Source organism: Sphingomonas arabinosi (assembly GCF_036663715.1).
GTDB lineage: Bacteria > Pseudomonadota > Alphaproteobacteria > Sphingomonadales > Sphingomonadaceae > Sphingomonas.
On the sequence record NZ_JAXOJN010000001.1, the window covers coordinates 424,607 to 450,899 of the forward strand.

The 26,293-nt window shown below is 66.7% G+C and carries 24 protein-coding genes and 2 pseudogenes; 12 read left to right on the forward strand and 14 right to left on the reverse strand.

The window, feature by feature from the left end:
• Window positions 1-293 precede the first annotated feature (293 nt).
• Complete coding sequence (locus tag U1708_RS01945; RefSeq protein ID WP_332742599.1) at window positions 294-2,108, reverse strand: DUF885 domain-containing protein; 1,815 nt, start codon at window positions 2,106-2,108, stop codon at window positions 294-296.
• A gap of 449 nt (window positions 2,109-2,557) precedes the next feature.
• A complete protein-coding gene (locus U1708_RS01950; RefSeq protein ID WP_332742177.1) occupies window positions 2,558-3,658 on the reverse strand; it encodes a mannose-1-phosphate guanylyltransferase/mannose-6-phosphate isomerase in 1,101 nt (366 codons plus the stop codon).
• 160 nt (window positions 3,659-3,818) lie between these two features.
• Here U1708_RS01950 and U1708_RS01955 point away from each other — a divergent pair.
• The 3 genes and pseudogenes from U1708_RS01955 to U1708_RS01965 form a co-directional block, all read left to right on the forward strand.
• Window positions 3,819-4,289, forward strand: a pseudogene (locus U1708_RS01955) (TIGR03013 family XrtA/PEP-CTERM system glycosyltransferase); the annotation flags it as partial.
• A gap of 21 nt (window positions 4,290-4,310) precedes the next feature.
• Window positions 4,311-4,532 (forward strand): annotated as a pseudogene (locus tag U1708_RS01960) (response regulator); the annotation flags it as partial.
• Window positions 4,533-4,714: 182 nt separating this feature from the next.
• Window positions 4,715-5,518: a DUF815 domain-containing protein gene (locus tag U1708_RS01965; protein ID WP_332742179.1), complete on the forward strand. Its 804-nt coding sequence runs from the start codon at window positions 4,715-4,717 to the stop codon at window positions 5,516-5,518.
• A 44-nt stretch (window positions 5,519-5,562) separates the two neighbouring features.
• On the opposite strand, the gene U1708_RS01970 is transcribed toward U1708_RS01965, so the two are convergent.
• Both U1708_RS01970 and U1708_RS01975 read right to left on the reverse strand, forming a co-directional pair.
• Window positions 5,563-5,808: a hypothetical protein gene (locus U1708_RS01970; protein WP_332742181.1), complete on the reverse strand. Its 246-nt coding sequence runs from the start codon at window positions 5,806-5,808 to the stop codon at window positions 5,563-5,565.
• An 80-nt stretch (window positions 5,809-5,888) separates the two neighbouring features.
• Window positions 5,889-7,679 carry an ABC-F family ATP-binding cassette domain-containing protein gene (locus tag U1708_RS01975; RefSeq protein WP_332742183.1) on the reverse strand — a complete coding sequence of 597 codons (1,791 nt, stop codon included), beginning with the start codon at window positions 7,677-7,679 and terminating at the stop codon, window positions 5,889-5,891.
• Window positions 7,680-7,789: 110 nt separating this feature from the next.
• Here U1708_RS01975 and U1708_RS01980 point away from each other — a divergent pair, with 110 nt between their 5' ends.
• From U1708_RS01980 to U1708_RS01990, 3 genes are all read left to right on the forward strand, one after another.
• A complete protein-coding gene (locus tag U1708_RS01980; protein WP_307087083.1) occupies window positions 7,790-8,113 on the forward strand; it encodes a hypothetical protein in 324 nt (107 codons plus the stop codon).
• A 23-nt stretch (window positions 8,114-8,136) separates the two neighbouring features.
• The gene (locus tag U1708_RS01985) at window positions 8,137-8,802 is read left to right on the forward strand and encodes a response regulator transcription factor (RefSeq protein ID WP_056061146.1); all 666 of its coding nucleotides are present in this window, start codon (window positions 8,137-8,139) and stop codon (window positions 8,800-8,802) included.
• Between the two features lie 98 nt (window positions 8,803-8,900).
• Window positions 8,901-10,211 carry a sensor histidine kinase gene (locus tag U1708_RS01990; protein ID WP_307089397.1) on the forward strand — a complete coding sequence of 437 codons (1,311 nt, stop codon included), beginning with the start codon at window positions 8,901-8,903 and terminating at the stop codon, window positions 10,209-10,211.
• A 322-nt stretch (window positions 10,212-10,533) separates the two neighbouring features.
• On the opposite strand, the gene U1708_RS01995 is transcribed toward U1708_RS01990, so the two are convergent.
• Window positions 10,534-11,436 (reverse strand): prephenate dehydratase, encoded by a 903-nt coding sequence (locus tag U1708_RS01995; RefSeq protein WP_332742189.1) that lies wholly within the window; start codon window positions 11,434-11,436, stop codon window positions 10,534-10,536.
• Between the two features lie 160 nt (window positions 11,437-11,596).
• Between U1708_RS01995 and U1708_RS02000 the strand changes: the two genes are divergently transcribed.
• The gene (locus tag U1708_RS02000; protein ID WP_332742192.1) at window positions 11,597-12,313 is read left to right on the forward strand and encodes a c-type cytochrome; all 717 of its coding nucleotides are present in this window, start codon (window positions 11,597-11,599) and stop codon (window positions 12,311-12,313) included.
• Window positions 12,314-12,538: 225 nt separating this feature from the next.
• On the opposite strand, the gene U1708_RS02005 is transcribed toward U1708_RS02000, so the two are convergent.
• Both U1708_RS02005 and U1708_RS02010 read right to left on the reverse strand, forming a co-directional pair.
• The gene (locus tag U1708_RS02005) at window positions 12,539-13,423 is read right to left on the reverse strand and encodes an LOG family protein (protein WP_056484830.1); all 885 of its coding nucleotides are present in this window, start codon (window positions 13,421-13,423) and stop codon (window positions 12,539-12,541) included.
• A 122-nt stretch (window positions 13,424-13,545) separates the two neighbouring features.
• Complete coding sequence (locus U1708_RS02010; protein WP_332742195.1) at window positions 13,546-14,199, reverse strand: extensin family protein; 654 nt, start codon at window positions 14,197-14,199, stop codon at window positions 13,546-13,548.
• A 227-nt stretch (window positions 14,200-14,426) separates the two neighbouring features.
• Here U1708_RS02010 and U1708_RS02015 point away from each other — a divergent pair, with 227 nt between their 5' ends.
• From U1708_RS02015 to U1708_RS02035, 5 genes are all read left to right on the forward strand, one after another.
• Window positions 14,427-15,581 carry a phosphoserine transaminase gene (locus U1708_RS02015; RefSeq protein WP_332742197.1) on the forward strand — a complete coding sequence of 385 codons (1,155 nt, stop codon included), beginning with the start codon at window positions 14,427-14,429 and terminating at the stop codon, window positions 15,579-15,581.
• 184 nt (window positions 15,582-15,765) lie between these two features.
• Window positions 15,766-17,343: a phosphoglycerate dehydrogenase gene (gene serA, locus U1708_RS02020; RefSeq protein ID WP_332742198.1), complete on the forward strand. Its 1,578-nt coding sequence runs from the start codon at window positions 15,766-15,768 to the stop codon at window positions 17,341-17,343.
• Window positions 17,344-17,468: 125 nt separating this feature from the next.
• Entirely contained in the window at window positions 17,469-17,822 is a 354-nt protein-coding gene (locus U1708_RS02025; RefSeq protein WP_332742200.1) for an endonuclease domain-containing protein, read from the forward strand.
• Complete coding sequence (locus U1708_RS02030; RefSeq protein WP_332742202.1) at window positions 17,819-18,919, forward strand: ATP phosphoribosyltransferase regulatory subunit; 1,101 nt, start codon at window positions 17,819-17,821, stop codon at window positions 18,917-18,919. Before U1708_RS02025 ends, U1708_RS02030 begins: the two co-directional genes overlap by 4 nt.
• Window positions 18,920-18,949: 30 nt before the next feature.
• Window positions 18,950-20,239 carry an adenylosuccinate synthase gene (locus U1708_RS02035; protein WP_332742204.1) on the forward strand — a complete coding sequence of 430 codons (1,290 nt, stop codon included), beginning with the start codon at window positions 18,950-18,952 and terminating at the stop codon, window positions 20,237-20,239.
• Window positions 20,240-20,297: 58 nt separating this feature from the next.
• Here the strand turns inward: U1708_RS02035 and U1708_RS02040 are convergent, their stop codons facing one another.
• The 7 genes from U1708_RS02040 to U1708_RS02070 all read right to left on the reverse strand — a co-directional run bounded on the left by U1708_RS02040 (window position 20,298) and on the right by U1708_RS02070 (window position 26,117).
• Window positions 20,298-20,810: a hypothetical protein gene (locus U1708_RS02040; protein WP_332742206.1), complete on the reverse strand. Its 513-nt coding sequence runs from the start codon at window positions 20,808-20,810 to the stop codon at window positions 20,298-20,300.
• A gap of 57 nt (window positions 20,811-20,867) precedes the next feature.
• On the reverse strand, window positions 20,868-21,935 hold the full coding sequence (aroC, locus tag U1708_RS02045) for a chorismate synthase (RefSeq protein ID WP_332742209.1): 1,068 nt from the start codon (window positions 21,933-21,935) through the stop codon (window positions 20,868-20,870).
• Window positions 21,932-22,348: an endonuclease domain-containing protein gene (locus U1708_RS02050; RefSeq protein ID WP_332742211.1), complete on the reverse strand. Its 417-nt coding sequence runs from the start codon at window positions 22,346-22,348 to the stop codon at window positions 21,932-21,934. Before U1708_RS02050 ends, aroC begins: the two co-directional genes overlap by 4 nt.
• Window positions 22,349-22,429: 81 nt before the next feature.
• Window positions 22,430-23,233, reverse strand: coding sequence for an enoyl-ACP reductase FabI (fabI, locus tag U1708_RS02055; RefSeq protein WP_332742213.1), 804 nt, complete (start codon window positions 23,231-23,233; stop codon window positions 22,430-22,432).
• Window positions 23,234-23,244: 11 nt separating this feature from the next.
• Window positions 23,245-24,120 (reverse strand): YihY/virulence factor BrkB family protein, encoded by an 876-nt coding sequence (locus U1708_RS02060; RefSeq protein ID WP_307089396.1) that lies wholly within the window; start codon window positions 24,118-24,120, stop codon window positions 23,245-23,247.
• 81 nt (window positions 24,121-24,201) lie between these two features.
• Complete coding sequence (locus tag U1708_RS02065; protein WP_332742215.1) at window positions 24,202-25,134, reverse strand: DnaJ C-terminal domain-containing protein; 933 nt, start codon at window positions 25,132-25,134, stop codon at window positions 24,202-24,204.
• 89 nt (window positions 25,135-25,223) lie between these two features.
• The gene (locus U1708_RS02070) at window positions 25,224-26,117 is read right to left on the reverse strand and encodes a transglutaminase family protein (protein WP_332742217.1); all 894 of its coding nucleotides are present in this window, start codon (window positions 26,115-26,117) and stop codon (window positions 25,224-25,226) included.
• Window positions 26,118-26,293 lie beyond the last annotated feature (176 nt).

Sequence of the window (26,293 nt, forward strand, 5' to 3'; positions counted from 1 at the left end):
CGTTCGCCTCTGGCCCGTTCGTCGGCGTATCGAAGGATAGGTTTCCGCGCGCAATCTGTACCTCGATACGAGCCCTCGATGCGCCCAAGGGGCTACTCGGTTTCTACTCGGCACGAACGGGTTTGGGACACGAACGGGTGTGGGGGCGTAACGGCCACGCAGACGGGGTGAGAGGGTGCGGAAGGTGGCGGAGGGATACGGGGGGACACGGAACCTCGGTCTCGCCACCTCCCCCTCCGTCTGGCGAGTACCAGCCACCCCCCCCTTGGCGGGGGAGGATCTGCGCGCTTGGGTTAGCTCCTCGTCTTAATCGCGGCGATGCGTTCGTCGACGCGGCGTTCGAGGATGGTCAGTGGCATTGCGCCTTCCTTCAGGATGTCGTGGAAGTGCTTCAGGTCGAAATTGTCGCCGAGTTCCGCCTTCGCCTTCACCCGCGCGCGTGTCCACGCCATGTGGCCGACCTTGTAGCTGCACGCCTGACCGGCCTGGGTGCAGTACCGCTCGACCTCGCGCTGTGTCCGCGGTCGGGCGAAGCCGGTCGTCGCGACCATGTAGTCGGTTGCCTTTTCGCGGCTCCAGCGCTTCGCGTGGATGCCGGTATCGACCACGAGGCGCGTCGCGCGGAACAGGAACGACTGGAGATAGCCTGCGCGTTCCAGCGGCGAGGCATAGGCGCCCAACTCGTCGGCGAGTTGCTCGGCGTACAGCGCCCAGCCCTCCGAATAGGCCGAGAAGAAGCCGATCTTCCGCAGCGTCGGGATGTCCTTGGATTCCTGCGCGAGGCTGATCTGGAGGTGATGCCCCGGCACGCCCTCGTGATAGGTGAGCGAAGGCAGCGTGTATTTCGGCCAGTCGCCGACGTCCTTCAGATTGACGAAGTAGATCGCCGGGCGGCTGCCATCCAGCGAGGCGCGGTTGTAATAGCCATTCGACGCGCCGTCCTGAATCTCGACCGGCACCGCACGAATTTCGAGCGGTTGCGTCGGCACCTCCGAGAACGCCTGGGGCAGCTTCGCATACATCGCTTTCACGCTGTCGTTGAGCCCCGCGATCAGCTCGGTGCGGCCCTCGGCAGTGTTCGCATAGAGCTGGTCCGGCATCACGTTCAGCTTGGCCAGCCGCTCGCCGACCGTGCCTGTCGTCAACCCTTGCGACTTCAGGATCGTGTCGAGCTGCGCGGTGATCTCGGCGACCTGCGCGAGGCCGATGCGGTGGACCTCGTCGGGGCTCATCGTGGTCGTGGTCGCCTGGTTGAGCGCCATCGCGTAGATCGCGTCGCCGTTCGGCACGCGCCAGATCCCGTCGCCGGGCTTGGTGGTCGGCTTGAGGCGTTCCATCAGCGCGATCTGGCGGTCGAGCGCGGGATAGACCTTGTCGTCGACGATCTTCGCGGCGCGCGCCTGCCAGTCGCCGGTCAGGCCCTTGACCGCGGCGCGCTTGACCAGCGACTGGACGATGCTCGACGTCGCCGCCGGCTGGCCGCGCAGCTTCCGCATCTGGCCCAGCGTCAGATCAAGCGACCAGCCGGGCGCGAGCAGGCCGCGTGCCGCCTCCGCCTGCTGCATCGCGCTTTCCTGATCGAGTACCGTGCCGAATTGGTCGAGCCGCGACAGATACGCCTCCGCATCGGGCGTCGCGTTGATCGTGTGCGCGGTGTTGAGGAAGTCGGGCACCTGGAAATAGGCGCCGCCCTGCTGGAAGATCCGGTAGGGGCGGATCGGGCTATCCATGCCGAACTTCTCGGGCGCCGCGATCTGCGTGTTGAGCGAATAGCGCACCACTTCGAGGTTGAGCTTGGCGGCAGGCGAGAGGCCCGAGCCGTCAAAGCGCGCGAGGCTGGCGAGCGCCGCCTTCGTCTCGGCGACGTCGCGGGCGCGCTTGGCGGGGGTGCGCGGCGAGAGCTGGCTCTTCAGGCGGGCGAGCGGCCCCTTGTCGAGACCCAGCGACGTCGCGAGTTCGGGCGACCGCGCGACGCTCGCCTGGAAGATCCGCTCGAAATCCGCGTTGAGCGCGGTGTCGCCGCTCGACTGCGCGAAGGCCGACGACGGCAGCAGCGTGGTGGCGAGCGCGGCGACGCCTCCCGATGCGAGGAACTGGCGACGATCCATGACGAATTCTCCCGTGAACTTTCGCGCATCTAAGCCGATCGTCGCGCGGACCGCCAGCGCTTCCATGATCGGAATTCTGGCGAGTCTGCGACCGGATCCGGCGCGGAACACGCGCACGTGGCTAAACCGCCGGAACAAGCGCGGATATCGTCGGTTTGACTTGAGAGCCCGGCGGTGTCCTTACCCCCCGAAGGATGCCGTCGGGTGTATGCGTAGGTGAGGTAGACGTGCGAAACGAGACATCCAGGCGTGGAGCCGGCGCACGATTGCACGACGTCGGCGAAACGCTGCGCTCGTCCTGGCAGACGCCGACCGATACGATGATAACCGAGGACATCCCGACGTTGCTGACTCGTCTGTCGCAGGTGCCAAAGACTCGCAGGAAACCCTAGTTCGATCGGTCCGGCGCGCGGCCGGACCGATCGCCGAACCGATCCCCGCCCCCGATATCAGCTCGTCGGCGCGGCGTCCTTCTCGGCGTTCTTCGCAATGGTCTTCATCGCCTCGATCAACTTCTTCACTTCCTGGCTGCGACCGCGTGGCATGATCAGCACGTCGTTGCCGCTCGCGACCACGATCAGATCCTCAACGCCGACCAGCGAGACGCGGACGCCGTCGCTGCGGACGAAGCAGTTCTTCGTATCGATCGCAAGCACGTCGCCGTCGCCGTGGCTGCGATGCGCGTTGCCGTCGCTGTCGGTTTCGCTGATCGCGTGGAGCGCATCCCAGCTGCCGACGTCGTTCCAGCCCATCGCGACCGGCACGACCGCGACCCGATCGGCCTTTTCCATGACCGCGTAATCGATCGAATCGTCGGGCGAGGCGGCGAACGCGACGGCGTCGGGGTAGATCCGCGCGCCCTCGGTACGGGCCTTGTCCATCGCCTCCTGCGTGGCGGTCAGGATGCCGGGATCGAACTGCGCGAGTGCCTCGAGATAGGCGTCGGCGAGGAACAGGAAGATGCCGCCGTTCCAGGCGTGATCGCCGCTCGCGAGCATCGACTGCGCCTTGTCGAGCGGGGGCTTCTCGACGAACCGTGCCACGCGGTTGACGCCGGGCTGAAGCTCGTCGCCGATCTGGATCCAGCCATAGCCGGTCTCGGGGGCGTCCGGCGCGATCCCGAACGTGACGAGCCAGCCCTGCGTGACGAGCGGCATCGCCGCCTCGATCGCGGCATGGAAGGCGGCGACGTCGCCGATCACGTGATCGGACGGCATCACCAGCAGCGCGTCGCCGCCGCCGCCCGCGGCGATCGCCGCGAGCGCGATGGCCGGCGCGGTGTTGCGACCGATCGGCTCCAGGATCAGCGCCTGCGGAGTCGCGCCGGCCTCTGTCAGTTGCTGCTCGACGAGGTCCGCATGACGCGCGTTCGCAACCACGATCGGCGCGGCGAAACGCTCGCCGAACGCGCGGCCCGCGGTCAGTTGCAGCATCGTCTCGTCCGCGGTGAGAGCCAGCATCTGCTTGGGCATCTCGGGCCGCGACATCGGCCAGAGGCGCGTGCCCGAACCGCCTGAAAGAATTACGGGAACGATCTTACGTACGGTCATGGAGCCTCCTGCTGGTGCCGAGCTATAACGCGGCAATTTCGCACGCCAATCGCCGAATGATCGGATTGGCATCCCGTCTTCAGGCTTTTTTGGTGATTTGCTGCAAACGTGACGTCCAGGTGTCGGAAGCGTTTACACTGGCGCGTCGGGATAGCGGGCGATGATACGGCTCTTCAAGCATTACGTACCCTATGCCGTCCTGCTGCTCGGTCTGGTCGACGCGGTGTTGCTGATCGCGTCGGCGGAGATCGGCTGGATCGTTCGCGCGCGCCAGATCGGCATGGCCGTCGCGCCGATTCATACCCGGATCGCGCAGTTGGTGACGTTCGCGTTGCAGGTCTCGCTGGTCGCGGTCGGGGCGTATGGCGTCGCGTCGTTCCTGTCGCTGCGCTTTGCCGCCGCGCGGCTGGCGGTAGCGCTGTCGCTGGGCGCGATCTTCCTGTCGCTGATCTTCTTCCTCGTGCCGCCGCTCGCGCTGTGGCGATCGAACCTGCTGTATGCGACGGTGATCGCGACGGTCCTTCTGGTCACGGTTCGCGCGCTGCTCGGCAAGACGCTGGGGGGCGAGACGTTCAAGCGGCGTATCATCGTGCTCGGTGCCGGCGTGCGCGCCGCCCGGATCGAGGCGCTCGCCGCGCAAAATGAGGGGTGTGAGGAGTATGAGATCGTCGTCGCGCGCGATCGGGCGCAAGCGCTCGACGCGGTGCGCGCGCATGAGCCCGCAGTCGTCACGCTCGACCTCGGCCTGCCGCCCGATCCGGACGGCGTCACCGAAGGGTTCGCCACCTTGCGCGACATCCTGGCGATGAAGCCGGATACCAAGGTGATCGTCGCGTCCGGGCACGGCGCGCGCGACAGGGCGTTGCGGGCGATCTACGGCGTCGCCTTGGCAGCGAGCGGACATATCGACGGTGCGGGCCAACTGCTCGACAAGGCGGTCCGCCTCGCACCGCGGGACCCGGCGATCGCGGGGCACCGCCGCCAGGTTGACTGAGGGCAGCGGGTCTTAGCGCTCGAACCCTTGCCTCCAAGGGGGCCTGTCGTCAGAAGCCGGGCATGACCGATCCGCTGGACCGCATCGCCGCCGCACTCGAGCGCCTGTCGCCACCGCCGCCGCCGGCCGCCGATCCGCGCGCGCATCCTGCCTATGTGTGGCGTGGCGGCGTGCTGCAGCCGGCTCGCGGTTTTGCGCCGTTGCCGCTGGATATGCTGATCGGAGTCGATCGGCAGAAGGCGTCGCTGATTGCCAATCTGCGTCACCTCGCGGACGGCCATGCCGCGCAGGACGTTCTGCTGTGGGGCGCGCGGGGAACCGGCAAGTCGGCACTCGTCAAAAGCGCCGTGGCAGACGTGCAGCGGACGGGCGGCGATATCGCGCTGGTCGAGGTAACCGAGCTTGACGGGTTGCCGACGCTGTTCGCGGCCCTGACGCAAGTCGATCGGGCGTTCGTCGTGTTCGTCGACGATCTGGGATTCGATGTTCCGGCCGAGGCGCGTGCGCTGCGGTCGATGCTGGAAGGCGGGGCGGAGCCGCGACCTGCCAATGTGCGATTGCTGGTCACTGCCAATCGGCGGCATCTGGCGCCGCGGGACATCGCAGAGCAGGAAAGCGCGATCAACCCGCGCGATTCGGCGGACGATCATCTGGCGCTTTCGGATCGCTTCGGCCTGAGCCTGGGCTTCCATGCGCTCGATCAGGAGGGGTATCTGGCGATCGTTGCGGCCTACGCGGCGACACATGATCTGGAGTTCGAACCGGGCCAGGCCATCGGTTGGGCAACACGTCGAGGCAGCCGGTCGGGTCGGGTCGCGTGGCAATATATAGTCGATCTAGCCGGTCGTGCTGGCAAGGCTTTGTAGAACGCGAAACGGTGGGCCGGCGCCAAAGCGCCGGCCCGGCAACATCAGTTGCTGTCCGAATCGTTGTCGTTATCGTCCTTGACGATCGCGATGACGCCGATCGCTGCAACGCCAGCTGCGATCAGGATTGCGAAGATGCCGCCGCCGCCAGCGAGCTCGTTCTTGCCGGACGTTGCCGAACCGGTGCGTGCGTTCGCAACCGACAGGCTGGCAGGAGCAGCCGACGCTGCAACCGAGGTGGTCATCATTGCAACGGCAAGTGCGCTGCCGGTAAGGGCCTTGAGCTTCATAAACATCTCCAAAATAGTCGTCGTTCCATGTATCGCAACGCAACATTTGTCAACGAGTTCCGACGTAAACTCATTACGGTTTAACCTGTTATCGACGCGCCTTCGACCATCTCGGCGAGATCCAGCCAGCGTAGTTCGGCGGCTTCCTTCTCCGCGCGAGCCGTTTCGATCGCCTTCGTCAGTTTCGCGAACGTCGCATTGTCGCGCATATATAGATCCGGTTTGGCGAGCTTGACCGCGTCGGCTGCCATCTGCGCGTCGAGTTCCTCGATTCGCTTGGGCAGTAGCTCGTAATCGCGCTGGTCCTTGTAGGTCAGTTTCGCGCGGGGAGCTGCAGCGGCCGGCGCCGTCGCCGAGACCTTCTTCGACGCACGCTTGCCGGTGGTTGTCGAGACGCGACGCTTTTCCCAATCCTCATACCCGCCCGCGACGACATCGACTGTTCCCGAGCCGTCGAGCCCGAGCGTGATCGTCACGGTCCGGTCGAGGAAGTCGCGATCGTGGCTGACGATGAGGACGGTGCCGTCATAGTCGCCGATCACTTCCTGCAACAGGTCGAGCGTTTCGAGATCGAGGTCGTTGGTCGGCTCGTCGAGCACCAGCAGGTTCGACGGCTTGGCGAATTCGCGCGCGAGCAACAGGCGTGACCGCTCGCCCCCGGACAGCGAACCGATCTTCGCGTCGACCATGTTCGGGTCGAACAGGAAGTCCTTCAGATACCCGTGGATGTGTTTCCGAACGCCGAGTACGTCGATCCATTCGCCGCCGTCGACGACGACTTCGCGGACGGTCTTCTCAGGCGCCATCAGGCTGCGCTGCTGGTCGATCACGACCGCGTCCAAGGTCTTCGCCAGCTTGATCGTGCCGCTGTCCGGTTCGATCTCACCGGTCAGCAGCTTCAGCAGCGTCGACTTGCCAGCACCGTTGCGGCCGACGATGCCGATGCGGTCGCCGCGGGTGACCCGGAGCGTCAGATCGCCGATGATCGTGCGGTCGCCGTAGGCCTTGGTGACGTTCTTGGCGTCGATCACGACCTTCGACTTGGTGTCGTCGCTGCTGGTGGTCAGGTTTGCCGAGCCCTGCGGCCCGATCATCGACGCGCGTTCGGCGCGCATCTCGTGCAGCTTGGTCAGGCGACCCTGGTTGCGCTTGCGCCGCCCAGTGACGCCGCGGAGCAGCCAATGCTCCTCCAGCTTGAGGCGCGCATCGAGCTTCTCGGCCTGGCGCTGTTCCTCGGCATAGACCTGTTCGGTCCACGCCTCGAACCCGCCGAAACCGATCTCCGCGCGTCGGATCGCGCCGCGATCGAGCCACAGCGTCTGCTTGGTGAGGCGCGTCAGGAAGGTACGGTCATGGCTGATGACGACGAACGCGCCACGGAAGCGCTTAAGCCAATCCTCGATCCACTCGATCGCGCCGATGTCGAGATGGTTGGTCGGCTCGTCGAGCAGCAGCACGTCGGGGTCCTGCGACAGCGCACGGACGATCGCCGCGCGGCGCCGCTCGCCTCCCGAGGCCGAGGCAGCCTCGCGCGACAGGTCGATGCCGAGCTGATCCGCGATCGAATCTGCCTCGTAGTTCACCGGCGCATCGTCGCCCGCCATCACGTAATCGCGAAGGGTTGCGAAGCCGCGGAGATCGGGCTCCTGCTCCAGGATCACGACGCGGGTGCCGGGGACGATCGTCCGACGCCCCTCGTCGGCGATCACGCTGCCACCGAGCAGCTTGAGCAAGGTCGTCTTGCCGGCGCCGTTGCGGCCGATCAGCGCGAGCCGGTCGCGCGGTCCGATGTGGATGTCGAGGTTGCGAAAGAGCCATCCCGAGCCCTGGACGAGTCCGAGGCCTTCGAATGCTAAGATTGGTGCTGCCATGTCCGCGCCACGTAGGGGGGCGAAGTGATGCAGGCAAGTTACACTGTGTCGCGACTGTGAGAGCGCCACCATTCACAGGCTGTTCAACGCGTGGCGGCTATGCCACGGCCATGAAGATGTTGCTTTTCCCTGCGACCTTGGCGGCAACCCTGGCTGCCGCGCCGTTCCTGATGGGCGCCGCGCCGATGCTGGCGGGCGGGGACCAACGCCGCAGCGACCAGATGTCGGCGTTGCAGGCGCGCAAGACCGGAGCGCCGTCGTTGCGGGAGATCGAGTCGCGCGTGATCCCGACGATGCGGGGCGCCCAGTATCTCGGGTCGGACTATGATTCGGGCAGCGCCATTTACACGCTGAAATTCCTGCGCGATGGAACCGTCATCTGGGTCGACGTCGATGGCCGCAACGGCCAGATCGTCGGCCGCACGGGTCGCTGAAAACCCCAATCGAGAGGATTATCATGCGCGTTCTGATCGTCGAGGACGAGCCGAATCTCGGCCAGCAATTGAAGAATACCCTGGAAGGGGCCGGCTATGCGATCGATCTCGCGGTCGATGGCGAGGAGGGGCATTTCCTTGGCTCGACCGAGAATTACGACGCGGTCGTGCTCGATCTCGGCCTGCCGGAGATCGACGGGCTGACGGTGCTCGATCGCTGGCGCAAGGAGGGCAAGACGATGCCCGTGCTGGTGCTGACCGCACGCGACAGCTGGTCCGACAAGGTCGCCGGGCTCGATGCAGGCGCGGACGATTACGTCGCCAAGCCGTTCCAGAGCGAGGAACTGATCGCGCGCCTGCGTGCACTGATCCGCCGTGCGTCGGGGAATGCCTCGTCCGAGCTGACCGCGGGCGACATCCGGCTCGACACGCGCAGCGGCAAGGTCACGCGTGCCGGCGAGCCGGTGAAGCTGACCGCGCAGGAATACAAGCTGCTGAGCTACCTGCTACACCACAAGGGCAAGGTCGTCAGCCGCACCGAGTTGATCGAGCATATCTACGACCAGGATTTCGATCGCGATTCGAACACGATCGAGGTGTTCGTGACGCGCATCCGCAAGAAGCTCGGCCAGGACGTGATCACGACGATCCGCGGCCTCGGCTATAGCCTCGAAGATCCGGACGCCTGATCGGTCCCGTCATGGACAGCGTGCCGACCCTTGCTCCCCTCAACGCGGAGGCGCCACTTCGTGTGCCCGCCGCCGTGAAGGGTTCGCTGTCGCGGCGGATGATCCTGATCGCGGCGGTGTGGATCGTCGTGCTGCTCAGCGGTGGCGGGTTTGCGCTCGACCGGGTGTTGTCGGCGGCGGTGACGCGCAATTTCGACGACCAGCTCGAATATGTGCTGCGGTCGCTGCTCAATTCGTCCGAGATCGGTCCCGACGGCGAGGTGATCTTCTCGCGCGAGGCCGCCGCCGACCAGCGCTTCGTCGAGCCGTATTCGGGGCTGTATTGGCAGGTGTCGGGCAAGGGGCGCGAGGATTTCCCGTCGCGCTCGCTATGGGATCGCCGGCTCGCGTTCGGCGGTCCGCATGACGACCGCAACGCGCATTTCTATGACAGCACGCAGTTTCCCGACGAGAAGCTGCGGGTGGTCGAGCGCGACGCGGTGATCCCCGGATCGAAGGTGCATTGGCGCTTCCAGGTCGCGCAGAGCCGTGACGGCCTCGACGCGCAGATCACGACGTTGCGACGCACGCTGGTGCGCAGCTTCGCGCTGCTCGCGCTGGGGTTGATCGTGATGGCGGCGCTCCAGACCTTCTACGGGCTCTGGCCGTTGCGTCGGGTGCGCGAGGAGATCGCCCGGATGCGCGCCGGCCAGTCGAACCGCGTGTCGAGCGCGATGCCGGTCGAGGTCGCGCCGATGGTCGAGGAACTGAACGCGCTGATCGAGCATAATGAGCGTCAGGCGGAGGAAGCGCGGCGGCATGCAGGGAACCTCGCGCATGCGCTCAAGACGCCGCTGACGGTGATCATGAACGCAGCGACGGCGCAGTCGGACGATCTCGCCGACACCGTCATTCGCGAGGCGCGGACGATGCGGCGCCAGGTGGATCACCACCTCGCGCGGGCTCGGGCGGTCGGGCGGCGTGGGTCTGCGCATAGTCGCGCGGACGTTTGGCCCAGCCTGGAGTCGGTCGAGCGGGCGGTTGGGCGGCTGTACCGGCATGTCCGCATCGACGTGACCGGGCCGCGTGGGCTTCAGGTGCATGTCGAGCGGCAGGATCTCGATGAGATGCTGGGTAATTTGATCGAGAACGCGGCGAAATATGGTGGCGGCAGCGTATTCGTGACGGTCGGCGCGCAGTCGGGTTTCGTGGAGTTCCTGGTCGAGGACGACGGCGTGGGGATTCCGGAGGAGGAGCGGGTGCGTATCTTCGATCGCGGTGTGCGGCTGGATACGGGGAAGCCGGGGACCGGGCTGGGGTTGGCGATCGTGCGTGACGTGGCGGAGATTTATGAGGGGACGGTAGCGCTTGAGGAGAGCGAGGACCTAGGCGGGTTGCTGGTGCGGCTGAGGTTGCCCGCGGCGAACTGAACTTCTCCCCTCCCTGAAAGGGAGGGGCCGGGGGTGGGTCGGCTAGCTTTAGCCCCAACGGTCGGGATGTGCGGAACCCGACCCACCCCCGACCCCTCCCTTTCAGGGAGGGGAGAAAGAAGGTCAGCCCGGGGGCGCGCTTGGCGGTATGTTCCCAGCACCCGCAGGCATTACGACTGCGCCTTCCTACGGCGAACTGACCTTCCCCCCTCCCTGACAGGGAGGGGCCGGGGGTGGGTTGGCCGGCTTTAGCCCCAACGGTCCGGATGTGCGGAACCCGAGCCCCCCCCAACCCCTCCCTTCCAGGGAGGGGGGAGGAAGGTCAGCCTCGCGGGCGCGCTTGGCGGTAGGTGCCTAGCACCCGAAGCCATTTGGAATGGAAGCCTAGCTCCTCCAGCGCATGGTCTAGGTTCGCGTCGCCCGGCTTTCCGACCACGTCCGCGTAGAATTCCGTCGCTGAGAAGCTGCCGTTGCGTTGATAGCTTTCTAGCTTGGTGATGTTCACCCCGTTGGTCGCGAAGCCGCCTACCGCCTTGTAGAGCGCGGCCGGCACGTTCCGCACTTCGAAGATCAGCGTCGTCATCCACGCTCCGCCGACCGGGTCTTGCGCCGCGGGCGGCTTGCTGCCGCGTGCCAGCACCACGAACCGCGTCGTGTTGTGGTCCGCATCGGCAATATCCGTCGCGAGCAGGTCCAGCCCGTAGAGCCCGGCCGCGGCGGGCGGCGCGAGCGCGGCGATCGCCGGGTCGCCCAACTCCGCCACCACCGCCGCAGCCCCTGCGGTGTCTGGATAGCTCACCGGTTCGATCCCGTGCGCCTTCAGCCAATGCCGGCACTGCCCGAGCGCCTGCGGATGGCTCATCGCCTGGCGGATACCGTCGCGCGGTCCGGGGCCCATCAGCGCATGACGGATCGGCAGGAAATGCTCGCCGGTGATCATCAGACCCGATTCGGGGAGCAGGAAATGGATGTCGGCGACGCGGCCATGCAGCGAATTCTCGATTGGAATGATCGCGCAATCGGCGCGACCGTCCTTCACCGCGTCGATCGCATCGGAGAAATCGAAGCAGGGCAGGGGCAGGCCGTCCGGGAACGCTTCGACCGCAGCGACATGGCTGTTCGCGCCCGGTGCGCCCTGGAACGCGACGGCGCGCGCCGGCTCGGCGGCGGCGGCCTCGGTCATCCGCGCGACGATCGGGCGGGCGGGTGCGGCGAAGTTTTCCATGCCTCCAGCGCCTAAGGCGGGCTGCTTGCCTGTTCAAGCCGCGTGAAGCGCCGGCCACCCCATACACGCGCGCCATAGACGCGCGCCATACAAGCGCGGCTTGCGGTGCGCGTCTGCGTTTTCTATGGCTGTCCCAAACAGAACAGGGCGGATGCGCAAGATGGACAATCGGACCAATACGATCGCCGGCTGGGTGCTCGCAGGCTGTGGTGCGGCACTCGGACTGTCGATCGTCGGTGGGATGATCTTCCACGGCGAGCGCCCCGAGAAGATGGGCTATGCTATCGAGGGTGTCGCGGCCGAGGGCGCGGAGGGCGGCGCTGCCGAGGTTCCGATCGCTTCGCTGCTGCCGACCGCCGACGCCGCCAAGGGCGCCGAAGTCTTCAAGAAGTGCGCCGCGTGCCACACCATCAACCAGGGTGGCGCGAACGGTATCGGGCCGAACCTGTACGGCACCATCGGCGAGGCTATCGCCAAGGGCAAGAACGGGTTCGCGTTTTCCGCGGCGCTGGCCGGCGTCGGTGGAACCTGGGACTTCGACAAGATGAACGCGTGGCTGACGTCGCCGCGCAAATTCGCACCGGGCACCAAGATGACGTTCGCCGGGCTGGGCAATGCACAGGATCGCGCCAACGTGATCTTGTATCTCAACCAGCAGGGTTCGAATCTTCCCCTGCCGGCGGCGCCCGCCGCGGGCGCTGCGCCGGCGGCTAAGGATGCGGCAGCGGAGGATCAGCCTGCGACCGCGAATGCGGCGGAGGCCGCAGCCACCGAAGGTGCGCCGACCGCCGACATCGCCAACACCGGCACGCCCGCCTCGGGTGCACCGTCGGTCGATCCCGAAGCAGCCCGCAAGGGTGCCCGCTCGGAGAAGTAGAGCGACCGACTCCCTCTCCCCTTCGGGGAGAGGGCTGGGGTGAGGGGCAGTACCGGGCGCTGCACTGCTTGGCGGGGCCCCCCCCCCCCCCCCCCCCCCCCGGGGGGGGGGGGGGGGGGGGGGGCGCCCCAGTACCGGGCGCTGCACTGCTTGGCAGCCCCTCACCCCGACCCTCTCCCCGGAGGGGAGAGGGAGTAGAAGGGGTGCCTTCACACTCCGGGAAACTCAGCCCTCCGCGGCTTCCTTCTCGGCGCGCTCGCGGTAGAACGATTGCACGGCGTCCCAGGCCTCGTCGGCCGTCTCGACGTAGCGGAAGATCCCGAGATCCTTCTCGCTGACGACGCCTTCCTCGACCAGCGCATCGAAATTGACGACCCGCTCCCAGAACTGGCGCCCGAACAGCAGCACGGGGATCGGCTGGATCTTGCCGGTCTGGATCAGCGTCAGCAGCTCGAACAGCTCGTCGAACGTCCCGAACCCGCCCGGAAACGCGGCGAGCGCGCGGGCGTGGAGCAGGAAGTGCATCTTGCGCAGCGCGAAATAGTGGAACTGCACCGACAGCGACGGGGTCACATACGGGTTCGGCGCCTGCTCGTGCGGGAGGACGATGTTGAGCCCGATCGACTCGGCGCCGACGTCGTCCGCGCCGCGGTTCGCCGCTTCCATGATCGACGGACCGCCACCCGAACACACCACGAACTGCCGCCAGCCACGCTCGTCGCGCGGCAGCACGCTGACCTTTGCCGCCAGCTCACGCGCGACGTCGTAATATTTCGACTTCTCGACCAGCCGCTCGGCGATCTTCTTCGACTTCTCGTCGGTTGCGAGCTTCAGCAGCGCCTGAGCCTTTGACGGCTCGGGAATGCGCGCCGAGCCGTAGAAGACGAAGGTCGAGCCGATCTTGGCCTCGTCGAGGACGAGTTCGGTCTTCAGCAATTCGAGCTGGAACCGCACCGGCCGCAGGTCTTCGCGCAACAGGAAATCCATGTCCTGGAAGGCGAGCCGGTAATGCGGGTGCTGCGTCTGCGGGGTGGAGACGGAGTCGCGGGCGGACTCGGCATCCTGGCTGGCGTTCGGAAAAACGCGCGATGGTACTCGTGTATCAGTCATTCAGGCGCGATTAGTGGAAACGGGAGGGCAGGGCTAGACTGCCGTTTTCCTGCGTACGCAGGAATTCAGGGTTACGGAGGACGGCGTTCGTGACCCTAGGCTCCTGCGTTCGCAGGAGAACATCAGCGGCAGAAACCCGCGCGATCGTCTTCGAGGTGGAGGTGGTTGCGGTGCGCGGCGTTGTAGTCCGGGCTCAGCACCGTGCCGAACCGCTTGCATGCCGAGGCGCGCACCGTCTGGAGAAACTGCCGGACCTGCGGATCGGACGAATTCCAGTCGTTGAGCACGGTGATACGCCGCCCGTCCTTCAGCACGAACCCGCCGATGTCGATCGCGTTGGCGATCGCATGCCCCGACCGCCGGCTCGCATTGCGTGCCGAGCCGACGACGTTGCGGCAGGAATAGCTCCCCATGCTGTCGATCCGCGCCAGTTCGCTGCCGAGCATCTGGTACGCCGCCGGCGCGACCGCGTTGCGCGTCCAGCCGATCAGCGCGCGCGCCGCGCCGCAGCGGACCGCGGTGAGGTTGGCGACCGGCACGCCGATGTCGACCAGCTTGACCGTGCCGGCGAGACCGCAACCGGGACCGGTCTCACGGTCGGGCAGGAGCTGGAACGATACGTGGAGTTGGCGAAGATCGGCAAGGCATTGCGCGGTCTCGCGATTGCTCGGCACCGACAGGTTGGGGCGGGTCTTGGTGGGGGCGGTGGGCCGATCGGCGCGTCCGCAGGCGGCGAGCAGAAGGGTGACGATAAGGAAACAAAATACGCGATACATGGGCGTATAATCCTCCCCTTGGCCATGATTGTCACCCTTTCTCCGTTCGTGCTGAGCGAAGTCGAAGCATCTCGCCGCACGGACGGGTCGCCGCAGGGACGGGATCCTTCGACTTCGCTCAGGGCGAACGGCAGGGGAAGAGGTTGACACCCCCGCGAACGCCGCTAGGTCCGGCGACGGGCCACGCGGTCCCAACGCCGCGCGCGCTCTCTGTGAGGAGAGATACATTGACGGATACGACCTACGCCCCCGCCACGGGTGCGCCTACGCTGCCGACGACCAAGCCGGCACGTCCTTTTTTTAGCTCAGGTCCCTGCGCGAAACCCCCGGGTTGGTCCGCGGACAAGCTTGCCACCGCATCGCTCGGTCGCTCGCATCGCTCGAAAATCGGCAAGACCCGCCTCCAGTACAGCATCGACCTGATGCGCGAACTGCTGAAGCTCCCCGATACGCACCGCATCGGCATCGTCCCCGGCTCCGACACCGGCGCGTATGAGATGGCGATGTGGACGATGCTGGGCGCGAAGCCGGTGACGGCGCTTGCTTGGGAAAGCTTCGGCGAGGGCTGGGTCACGGATGCGGTCAAGCAGCTCAAGATCGATCCCACCGTGATCCGCGCCGATTACGGCCAGCTGCCCGATCTGGGCGCGGTCGATTGGTCTAACGACGTGCTGTTCACCTGGAACGGCACGACCAGCGGCGTGCGCGTGCCGAACGCGGACTGGATCCCGGACGACCGCGAGGGTCTCTCGTTCGCCGATGCGACGTCGGGCGTGTTCGCCTACGACATCGACTGGACGAAGATCGATGTCGCCACCTTCTCGTGGCAGAAGGTGCTCGGCGGCGAGGGCGCGCACGGGGTGCTGATCCTGGGCCCGCGCGCGGTCGAGCGGTTGGAAACCTACACCCCCGCCTGGCCGCTGCCGAAGGTGTTCCGTCTCGTCTCGAAGGGCAAGCTCACTGAGGGGGTGTTCAAGGGCGAGACGATCAACACGCCGTCGATGCTCGCGGTCGAGGACGCGATCTTCAGTCTCGAATGGGCGAAGTCGCTCGGCGAAGATGGTCTGATCAAGCGCTCGGATGCCAATGCCGCGGCTTTGGACAAGATCGTGGCGGAGCGCGACTGGCTCGGCCATCTCGCGGTCGATCCGGCGACGCGGTCGAAGACCAGCGTGTGTCTCACGGTCGAGGGTGCGGACGAGGCGCTGATCAAGGCGATGGCGGCGGCGCTGGAGAAGGCGGGGGCTGCGTACGACGTCGCCGGGTACCGCGACGCGCCTCCGGGTTTGCGGATCTGGTGCGGCGCGACCGTCGACACCGCCGACATCGAAGCGCTCGGCCCCTGGCTCGACTGGGCCTACGCCACCGCCAAGGCCGCCTGATCTAAAGCCCTCTCCCCCTCGGGGAGAGGGTTGGGTGAGGGGCTGCCACGCAGCGCTCCGCCCGGAACAGCCCCTCACCCCAGCCCTCTCCCCGACGGGGAGAGGGAGCGATAGCGCCACCTCCCCGTACCACCCCTCACCCCGACCCTCTCTCCGGAGGGGAGAGGGAGAAGAAGGAAATCCCATGCCAAAAGTCCTCATTTCCGACAAAATGGACCCCCGCGCCGCCCAGATCTTCCGCGAGCGCGGCGTCGAGGTCGACGAGATCACCGGCAAGACGCCCGCCGAACTGATGGCGATCATCGGCGAATATGACGGCCTCGCGATCCGCAGCTCGACCAAGGTCACCAAGGAAATCCTTGAGCACGCCACCAACCTCAAGGTCGTCGGGCGCGCTGGCATCGGCGTCGACAACGTCGACATCCCCGCCGCCTCGGCCAAGGGCGTGGTCGTGATGAACACCCCGTTCGGCAACTCGATCACCACCGCCGAGCACGCGATCGCGCTGATGTTCGCGCTCGCCCGGCAACTCCCGGAAGCTGACGCTTCCACGCAAGCCGGCAAGTGGGAGAAGAACCGCTTCATGGGCGTCGAGCTGACGTCGAAGACGCTCGGCCTGATCGGTGCGGGCAATATCGGTTCGATCGTCGCCGACCGCGCGCGCGGCCTGAAAATGAAGGTCGTCGCGTTCGATCCGTTCCTGACGCCCGAGCGCGCGATCGAGATCGGCGTCGAGAAGGTCACGCTCGACGAACTGCTCGCGCGCGCCGACTTCATCACGCTGCACACGCCGCTGACCGACCAGACGCGCAACATCCTCTCGGCCGAGGCGCTCGCCAAGACCAAGAAGGGCGTCCGCATCATCAACTGCGCGCGCGGCGGCCTGATCGACGAGGTCGCGCTCAAGGCGGCGCTCGATTCGGGGCAGGTCGGCGGTGCGGCGCTCGACGTGTTCGTCGAGGAGCCCGCCAAGGCGTCGCCTTTGTTCAACACGCCGAACTTCATCAGCACGCCGCATCTCGGCGCGTCGACGACGGAAGCGCAGGTCAACGTCGCGATCCAGGTCGCCGAGCAGATGGCCGATTTCCTGATGTCGGGCGGCGTTACGAATGCGCTCAACATGCCGTCGCTGTCGGCCGAGGAAGCGCCGAAGCTCAAGCCGTACATGGCGCTGGCGGAGAAGCTGGGGTCGCTGGTCGGTCAGCTGACCACCGGCGCGGTGTCGCGGATTTCGGTGCATACCGAAGGCGCCGCGGCCGAGCTGAACGCGAAGCCGATCGTGAGCGCGGTGCTGGCGGGGTATCTCCAGACGCAGACCGCGACCGTCAACATGGTCAACGCACCCGTGCTGGCGCGCGAGCGTGGTCTGGAAGTCCGCGAAGTCCGCACCGAGCGCGAGGCGGACTACCACACGCTGCTCCGCGTTTCGGTGAAGACCGAGGATGGCGAGCGATCGGTGGCGGGGACGCTGTTCGGGGATTCTGCGCCGCGGTTGGTCGAGCTGTTGGGGATCAAGATCGAGGCCGATCTGGCGGGGCCGATGTTGTATGTCGTCAACGAGGATGCGCCGGGCTTTATCGGTCGTCTCGGGACGGCGCTGGGCGAGGCTGGGGTGAACATCGGCACGTTCCATCTCGGGCGTCGTTCGGCAGGCGGCGAGGCGGTGCTGTTGCTCTCGGTCGACGAGGCGGTCACGCCGGAGCTGTTGACGAAGGTTCGTGCGCTTCCTGGCGTGAAGACCGCGATGGGCCTCAACTTCTAACGGTGTTACTTACTTAGCCCTCTCCCCTCCGGGGAGAGGGTTGGGTGAGGGGCAGTTGGAGCGGTCAGCGCTCGCGGCGCCCCTCACCCCGGCCCTCTCCCCGGAGGGGAGAGGGAGCAGGAGCAGTGAAGGTCGACGACGTTCTACTCGATCGCGCCAAAGGGATGCGGCGCGAGCCCACCCCCGCCGAGGCCAAGCTCTGGCGTCACCTCCGTGGTCGACAGATAAGCAACACCAAATTCACCCGCCAGTTCGTCATCGGCGCGTACATCGCCGACTTTGCTGCGCGCGACGCCAAACTGATCATCGAGGTTGACGGCGATACGCATGTTGACCAAGCGCGCGACGAAAGCCGAACGGATTGGCTGCAAAGACAGGGATATCGCGTGATACGGTTCAGCAACGCCGACATCATGTCCGGGATGGACGGGGTTTGGTGCGTCATATCGGCAGCCCTCTCTACGGAGCATGCGCAGTGACCGCACTCCTCCCCGAAGGTTTCCGAGATCGCCTCCCCCCGTTCGCCGATTCGGCAGCGGCGCTGGAAGCTCGCGTGCTCGAAGCAGCCCGGCTCCACGGCTACGAGCGCGTCGATCCGCCGCTCGCCGAATTCGCCGACGGGCTCGAGATGCGGCTGAAGGCAGGCGGGCTCCACGACGCCGTGCGCTTCGTCGATCCTGTCTCGCAGCGTACGCTCGCGATCCGGCCCGACATCACCGCGCAGGTAGCGCGGATCGCCGCCACCCGCATGGGCCACCACCCGCGCCCGGTGCGCCTCAGCTACGCCGGCTCCGTCCTGAAGCTGCGCGCCTCGCAGCTCGCCCCCGCCCGTGAAACCCGGCAGATCGGCTGCGAACTCATCGGTCTCGACTCGGTCGCCGCTGCGCAGGAACTCGTCGCCGTCGCCGTCGACATGATCGCCGCAGCCGACGTCACCGGCGCCTCGATCGACTTCACGCTGCCCGATCTGGTACCGACGCTCGCCGCCGGACCACTCCCGGTCGCGCCCGAGCAGATCGCCACCTTGCGCGACCGCCTCGACGCCAAGGACGCCGGTGCCGTCGCCGCACTCGCGCCAGCCTATCTTCCCCTGATCGAAGCCGCCGGGCCGTTCGAGCAGGCGATGGACCGCCTCCGCGCGTTCGACACGACTGGCGCGCTCGCGTCGCGCCTCGACGGTCTCGCGCGGATTGCCGAGGCACTGGACGGGCGCGTGGCGCTGACGCTCGACCCGACCGAGCGGCACGGCTTCGAATACCAGAGCTGGCTCGGCTTCTCGCTGTTCGCCGACGGCAGCGCGCGTGAAGTGGGGCGGGGTGGCACCTACACCGTCGTTCACGAGAACGGCGCAGAGGAAGCTGCGACGGGCTTTTCGCTGTTCGCCGATGCACTCGTCGAGCGAGTCGCCACCGTTGATCGCCGCCGCCTCTTCCTCCCGTTCGGCACCCCCGCCACCGAAGGCGCCCAAATGCGCGCGCAAGGTTGGGTCACCGTTGCGGCACTCGAAGCCGGCGACACCCCCGAAGCACAAGTCTGCACCCATCTATGGGTAGCAGGCGAGCCCCGCGCGCTGTAGGCGCTGCGCGTAATCCTCAGGAGATAGAGTTTGGCCAACGTAGCAGTCATCGGCGCGCAATGGGGCGACGAAGGCAAGGGCAAGATCGTCGACTGGCTCGCCGAGCGTGCCGACATGGTCGTGCGGTTCCAGGGCGGCCACAACGCCGGCCACACGCTGGTCGTCGGCGAGAACGTCTACAAGCTGTCGCTGCTGCCGTCGGGTATCGTCCGCGGCACGCCGTCGTTCATCGGCAACGGCGTGGTGCTCGATCCCTGGGCGTTGAAGGACGAGATCGCCCGGCTTGGCGCGCAAGGCGTCACCGCGACGCCGGAAACGCTGCGGATCGCCGATACCTGCGCGCTGATCTTGCCGTTCCACCGCGATCTTGACGGCCTGCGCGAGGATGCGAGCGGCGCTGGCAAGATCGGCACCACCCGCCGCGGCATCGGCCCTGCCTACGAGGACAAGGTCGGTCGCCGCGCGATCCGCGTGTGCGATCTCGCCCACCTCGACGGTCTCGGGCCGCAGCTCGATCGCCTCACCGCGCATCACGACGCACTCCGCGCCGGCTTCGGCGAACCGCCAATCGATCGCGAGCGCCTCATCGCCGAACTCCGCGAGATCGCCGGGTTCGTGCTGCCGTTCGCCAAGCCGGTGTGGCGCGATCTCAACGCTGCGCGCTCGGCCGGCAAGCGCATCCTGTTCGAGGGCGCGCAGGGCGTGCTGCTCGACGTCGATCACGGCACCTATCCGTTCGTCACCTCGTCGAACACCATCGCAGGCGCAGCGGCCGGCGGGTCGGGCCTCGGGCCATCCGCGGTCGGCTTCGTGCTTGGTATCGCCAAGGCTTATACGACGCGCGTCGGTTCGGGGCCGTTCCCGACCGAGCTGGAGAACGAGACCGGCGAGCGGCTTGGCGTTCGCGGCCATGAGTTCGGCACCGTCACGGGACGGAAGCGCCGCTGTGGTTGGTTCGACGCGGTTTTGGTGCGTCAGGCGGCGGCGGTCGGTGGCATCACCGGGATCGCGTTGACCAAGATCGACGTGCTCGACGGGTTCGAGACCGTTTCGATCTGTACCGGCTACAAGCTGCGCGGCGAGACGCTCGATTATTTTCCCGCGCACGCGGCTGACCAGGCGCTGGTCGAGCCGATCTACGAGACGATGGAAGGCTGGCAGGAAACGACCGCCGGTGCGCGCAGCTGGGCCGACCTGCCCGCGCAGGCGATCAAGTATATTCGCCGCATCGAAGAGCTGATCCGCTGTCCGGTTACGTTGGTCTCGACCAGCCCGCAGCGTGCCGATACGATCCTCGTCCGCGATCCCTTCTCTGACTGATACGCAAAAAGCCGGGCGATCGCTCGCCCGGCTTTTCATTTACGTGAGAAGGGCTGGATCAGCGCGGCGTGGTCGTGCCACCCGTGGTCGAACCCATCGTGCCACCGGTGGTCGTGCCACCCATGGTCCCACCAGTGGTCGTGCCGCCCATCGTACCGCCCATGCCACCAGTCGTCGTGCCCGTGGTGCCGCCCATCGTGTCGGCGCCCATCGTGCTGCCGGTCGTGCCCGACATCGTGCTGCCTGTCGTGCCGGTACCACGGGTCGTGCCGTTCATCGTGCCCGAAGTCGTGCCCGAAGTCGTGCCACGCGTACGGCTACGTGCCGTGGTGCCACGTTGCGTACGCGTCGTGGTGGTCGACTGCGTGGTCGTCGAAGGATTGGCCTGATCCATCGTGCCGGTCGACATGCCGCCGGTCGTGCCGCCCATGGTCGAGCCACCCATCGTGCCGCCGCTCATCGTGCCACCCGTGGTGCCGCCCATCGAACCAGCGGTGCCGCCGGTCGTCTGTGCCATCGCCACGCCCGGGATAATCAGGGCTGCGGCTGCGATCGAAGTTAGAATGCGCATTATCACTCTCCTAAGTTATTGAAGAGCAAGCGCTTCAACGCTTCATATGTTCCGTGGTCAGCCGCACTGGCCCCTATGCAACAATGCTTGGTCGGCGAGAACGAGGGCGACCATCGCTTCTACGACGGGGACTCCGCGGATGCCGACACAGGGGTCGTGACGCCCCTTGGTGGCGATCGTCGCGGCCTCGCCGGTCGGGCTGATCGTCTCGACCGGGGTGAGGATCGAACTGGTCGGCTTGAACGCGACGCGCAGCCGGATCGGCTGGCCGGTTGCGATCCCGCCGGCTATTCCGCCAGCATGGTTGGCGAGGAATTCGGGGCCGTCGATGCCGGGGCGCATCGGGTCGGCGTTGGCTTCGCCCGACAAAGCGGCGGCGGCGAACCCGTCGCCGATCTCGATCCCCTTGACCGCGTTGATGGTCATGCAGGCGGAGGCGAGTTCGGAGTCGAGCTTGGCGTAGAGCGGCGCGCCCCAGCCGGCGGGGACACCGGTCGCCTCGCATGCGATCACCGCGCCGAGCGACGAGCCGGACTTCCGCGCGGCGTCGACGAGTGCCTCCCAGCGGAGCGCCGCTTCGGCATCGGGGCAGAAGAACGGGTTCTGGTCGATGTGCGCGTCGTCGAACTTTGCCGGATCGATAGCATCGCCACCAATCGCCTCGACCCAGGCGCGGACACGGACCTGGGGCACGACGAGCCGCGCGACTGCACCGGCAGCGACGCGCGCGGCGGTCTCGCGCGCGGACGAGCGGCCACCGCCGCGGAAATCGCGGAACCCGTATTTCGCGTCATAAGCGTAGTCGGCGTGGCCGGGGCGATACGCCTTGGCGACGTCGGAATAGTCCTTGGAGCGCTGGTCGACATTCTCGATCATCAGGCTGATCGGCGTGCCCGTCGTGCGGCCTTCGAACACGCCCGAGAGGATGCGGACGGTGTCGGGCTCGCGTCGCTGCGTGGTGAAGCGGGACGTGCCGGGGCGGCGCTTGTCGAGCCAGGGCTGGATGTCGGTCTCGCTCAGCACAATGCCCGGTGGGCAGCCGTCGACCACCGCACCGAGAGCGGGACCGTGGGACTCGCCCCAAGTGGTGAAGCGGAACAGCCGCCCGAACGTGTTGAAGCTCAAAACCCTCTCCCCTTGGGGGAGAGGGAGGGGCCCGCCGCAACGCGGTGGGAGGGTGAGGGTTCGTTGGCGACCGCAACAGTCGTCGCAGCCACGCCATCGATATTGGTCATCACGTCATCGTTCCCGAAGCGGCATACCCGGTAGCCTTCGGTCTCTATTAGCGCGGTTCGCCGTTTGTCATAGTCCTGTGCTTCAGGCGAGGCGTGCGTGTCGCCATCGATCTCGATGACCAACCGGACTTCGGCGCAGAGGAAATCGACGATGTAGGGGCCGAGCCATACCTGGCGACGAAACTTCAAACCGCTTAGCTGACGGTTTCGCAGGATCTGCCATAGCTGGTGTTCAGGTTCGGTAGGCACCTTGCGCGCACCGCGTTGACGATCACGCGGGGCGTTGCCGGGTGGCCGTTTCATTCCCTCACCCTCCCATGCTTCGCATGGGCCCCCCCCTCTCCCCTGAAGGGAGAGGGGTAGGTCGACGCGATCTCTCTCGGTTTATGCCAGTGCGATATCGGGGGCGTCTTCGGCTTTCATGCCGATCACGTTGTAGCCGGCGTCGACGTGGTGCGTCTCGCCCGTGACCCCAGAAGCGAGGTCGCTCAGCAGGTACAGGCCCGCACCGCCGACGTCGTCGATCGTCACGTTGCGCTTCAGCGGCGAGTTCAGCTCGTTCCACTTCAGGATCAGGCGGAAATCGCCGATGCCGCTGGCGGCCAGCGTCTTGATCGGACCTGCCGAGATCGCGTTGACGCGAATGTTGTCGCGGCCGAGATCCACCGCGAGATACTGCACGCTCGTCTCGAGCGCCGCCTTGGCCACGCCCATCACGTTGTAATGCGGGATGACCTTCTCGGCGCCGTAATAGCTGAGCGTCAGCATCGCGCCGCCCTCGGTCATCATCTTGGCCGCGCGCTGCGCCACCGCGACGAACGAATAGACCGAGATGTTCATCGTCATCAGGAAGTTGTCGAGGCTGGTATCGACGAACCGGCCGCGCAGCTCGTTCTTGTCCGAAAAGCCGATCGCGTGGACGACGAAGTCGATCGTCGGCCATTCTTCCGCCAACTTGTCGAAGGTCGCACCGAGCGCGCCCATGTCCGATACGTCGCAATCGAACAGCCGCGCGACGCCCAACTGCTCGGCAAGCGGGCGAACGCGCTTTTCCATCGTCTCGCCCTGGTAGCTGAACGCGAGTTCGGCGCCCGCTTCGGACAGCTTTTTGGCGATCCCCCAGGCTAGCGACTTATCGTTCGCCAAGCCCATGATCAGCCCACGCTTGCCCGCCATCAAACCGTTCACGCCATCCCCGCCTATACCTGCATATCCGTAGCGGGTTGCTCTAGCGTTGTTTCGGGTGGTTCCGCCAGTGCCGCGTTCAGATGCGCGCCGAATACCAGCCCGAGCCCGATGACGTAGAAAAACAACAGCATTATGACAACGCCGGCGAGACTGCCATAGGTCAGGTCGTAGCCACCGAGGCTGGAGAGCACGATCGGCAGCAACGCGGTGGCGCTGACCCACCAGGCGGTCGTGAACAACGCACCCGGCCACTTGCGGCATTTCGAGTAGCGATAGCGCGACGGCGTCACCGAATAGAACAGCAGGTACAGCGCCCCGAACATCAGCAGGCCCGGGATCAGGCGCGACAACCCGACCCAGCTCGCGGCGTTCTGCGCGAACGGGAGGAGACGGTAGATGAACTGCTCGGCGGCGGTCAGGATGCCCTGTACCAGGAACGAGAGCAGCGCGATGATCACCGAACAGACGATCACGAACGACGATCCCAGCCGCGACTTCCAGAACGGTGCGGTCGCCTTGATCCCGTAGGCGCGGTGGAAGATGTCGCGGATCGTCTCGACGAAACTGCCGACGGTCCACAGCCCGACCAGCGCCCCCAGCCACAGCAGCGACCCGGTCCGCGCGGCGAGCACGTCGGCGATCGGCTTGCGCAACAAGTCGCCGACATTGGGCGGCAGGACGTTGAGGAAGGACTCGACGGCGCGCACCGTCTCGACGCTCTGTCCGAAGACCGACAGGATCGCGGCGGCGACGATGAAGAACGGGAACACCGTCATCAGCGCGAGATACGCCAGATTGCCCGCGTGGATGAAGCCGTCGTTGAACACGCCGACCGCCGCGCGCTTGGTCACTTCGAACGCATAACTGCCCGGTCTGACCTTCGCCATGCCGCGATCGAGTCGGTTGCGGGCGGTGCCATGGTGGTGGCTCCGTGCTTCGGGCGTAAGGGTGCTTTCGTTCACGTGGGCTCAGACGCCCATGGCCCCTCGCGGGTTCCCGGCTTCGCGACCGTCCCAGCTTTCGACGAACGCGGTCAGCGCCGCATCGCTGGCGGGAATGTCGATCATCAGCGTGACCAGCTGGTCCCCCCGCGTGCCGCCCTTCTTGTGGAAGCCCTTGCCCTTGAGACGCAGCGTCTTGCCCGACGTCGTGCCCTTGGGGATCGTCAACATCACCGGCTTGTCGACCGTCGGCGCCTTGATCGAGCCGCCCAGGACGGCCTCGGCCAGCGTGATCGGCAGGTCGAGGCGGACGTCGTCGCCGTCGCGCGTGAAGAATTTGTGCGGCTGGACCTCGATCGTGAGGATCGCATCGCCGGCGCCGCCCGGACCCTGTTCGCCCTTGCCGGCGAGCTTCATCTGCGTGCCGGTCTCGACGCCGGCGGGGAGCTTCAGGTCGAGCGTCTTGCCGTCGGCCAGCGTCACGCGCTGCGGCTCCAGCGTCGCGGCTTCGACGAACGGGACCTGCAGGCGATACGCGGCATTCTCGCCCTTGGGCTGCGGCCGGCGACCAAAGCCGCCCGAAAAACCGCCGCCGCCGCCACGCTGCGCGCCGCCGAACAGCCCTTCGAAGATGTCGCTCATGTCGGGGCTGCCGGCGCCGGTCTCAAAACCTTCGCTGCGGAAGCCGCCGGGCTGGGGACGTCCGCCGCCACCGCCGAAGCCGAACGGTGCGGCCGGATTGCCGTCACCGTCGATCTCGCCGCGATCGAAGCGCGCGCGCTTGTCCTTGTCGTTCAGCAGGTCGTACGCGTTGGTCACCGTGCTGAACCGTTCCGACGCCTTCGGATTGTCCTTGTTGCGATCGGGATGAAGCTCCTTTGCGAGCTTGCGGTACGCCTTCTTGATGTCGGCTTCGGTTGCGTCGCGCGCTACACCCAGAGTCTTGTACGGATCGGCCACTTACGTCCCCATTCTTACTTGCGCGTCTATGTGGGGCGAGCGCCCGCGCAACGCAATTGCGCGTGTGCGTATGACGTGGGCTGGGGCGCTCAGATCGCGACGGCCTCGTCCAGCGGCGCCACGTCCACGCTGACATCCATGTTCTGCGCGCCCGACCCGAGCACCACGCCGTCGACCGGCGCGATCTCGGCATAGTCCCGGCCGACGGCCATGACGATGTGGTCGCTTGCCATCCAGATCCCGTTGGTCGGATCGACGCCGACCCAGCCGCGGACCGGCCCGCACCATAGCAGCACCCAGGCATGCGTTGCATCTGCCCCGACCAGTCGCGGCTGACCCTCGGGGGGGATCGTCCGGATATAGCCCGACGCATACGCCGCGGGCAGCCCCGCCGCGCGCAGCCCGGTGATCATGATCTGCGCGAAATCCTGGCACACGCCCTTGCGTTGCAGGAACGCCTCGTGCGGCGGCGTATCGACCAGCGTCGCGTCCGCGTCGAATTCGAACTCCTCCTGGATCCGCCGGGCGAGCGCGATCCCGGCCTCTAGCGCGCCGCGCGACGGATCGAGATCGACCGCGCAATAGTCCGCGATCGCCTGGTCGAGCGGGATCAGCGGGGATGGGTAAATATAGTTCGCCGGGCTCGCCGCGGAGAGATCGGTGCTCGCGCGCGCCATCGCCGCGACTTCGGCGAGCGTCGGGTCGCTCGTGTCGGGGACGGGTACGAGGCGGTCGACCGTCATCCGAGACCGGCTCTCAATCGTCAGGTGCCGCACCGGGCTGTCGACGACCAGCCGCGTGACGTTGGCAAGCCCCGCCTCGGCCCGCGCGGCGCTGGTGCGGCCGGCGGGGTGAACCGACAGCGCATAGGAATCCAGGTGTTGGCCCGGCCAGTCGATCGGCTTCAACCGGAGGTTGCAGCGAGCGAACTTGACGCTGGCGCCGTAATCGAACGTCGTTACGTGGCGGATATCGTAGATCATGAACGCAACCCGGTAGTGCACTTAGTCTTCTGGCTCCCTCTCCCCTCCGGGGAGAGGGTTGGGGTGAGGGGTAGTTCCGGGCGGAGCACTGCTTGGCAGGGCCCCAGCCCCCCCCCCCACCCCCCGGGGGGGGGGGGGTGGGGGGCCCCCCACGCGCCCCCCCAACACCCCACCAG